Source organism: Lacisediminihabitans sp. H27-G8 (genome assembly GCF_046156175.1).
Taxonomy (GTDB): Bacteria; Actinomycetota; Actinomycetes; order Actinomycetales; family Microbacteriaceae; genus Lacisediminihabitans.
On the sequence record NZ_JAYLVL010000018.1, the window covers coordinates 1 to 792 of the forward strand.

1 protein-coding gene is annotated in these 792 nt (G+C 61.1%); it reads left to right on the forward strand.

The annotated features are described in order from the left end of the window. The coding region (locus VLI63_RS17640) for an IS3 family transposase (protein WP_409158158.1) at positions 1 to 602 on the forward strand (602 nt) is incomplete at its 5' end. Between the last annotated feature and the right edge of the window lie 190 nt (positions 603 to 792).

The following is a 792-nucleotide window of genomic DNA, read 5'->3' on the forward strand; positions in this document are numbered from 1 at the left end:
AGCAGAGGATCTGGTCGCATTTCTCGAAGAAACGCGGCCTGAACCGCAAAGCTGGCCCTCCTGTCCATGACGACCTCGTGCAACGCGACTTCACCGCGCAGCGGGCGAACCAGCTGTGGTTGACCGACATCACCGAGCATTGGACCGACGAGGGCAAGCTGTATTTGTGCGCGATCAAAGACCTGTGGTCGAACCGGATCATCGGCTACTCGATCGATTCGCGGATGACGGCGGAGCTCGCGGTGGCGGCGGTGCGCAACGCGGTCGCCCTCCGCGATGTCGACGGCACGGTCCTGCATTCGGACCGAGGATCCCAATTCCGGTCCAGGAAGTTCGTCGAGTTGCTGCGGCAGGAGGGCATCACCGGTTCGATGGGGCGGGTCGGCGCGTGCGGTGACAACGCCGCGATGGAGTCGTTCTTCGCGCTACTGCAGAAGAACGTTCTCGACAAGAAGAAGTGGCGCACCCGGCAGGAACTTCGCCTCGCGATGGTGACCTGGATCGAACGGACCTACCATCGCCGGCGCCGCCAGCGAGGACTCGGCAGACTCACCCCGATCGAGTTCGAGATAATCAATTCACAAGCCGCCCACGCGGCCTGAAACCCCAAACAAGACGAGTCAACTAAACCGTCAGCAGTCCCAGACAACACATTCGCGGCTGTACTGAATCGCCCTGGGTATCGTTCCGCTCTTTCCTTTTGGAGGATGGAACTATGACTAACCCTTATCCGGCGGAGTTTCGTGAGCGTGCGCTGCGGATGCTTGCCGAGGCTCGACCCGATCACCTGTC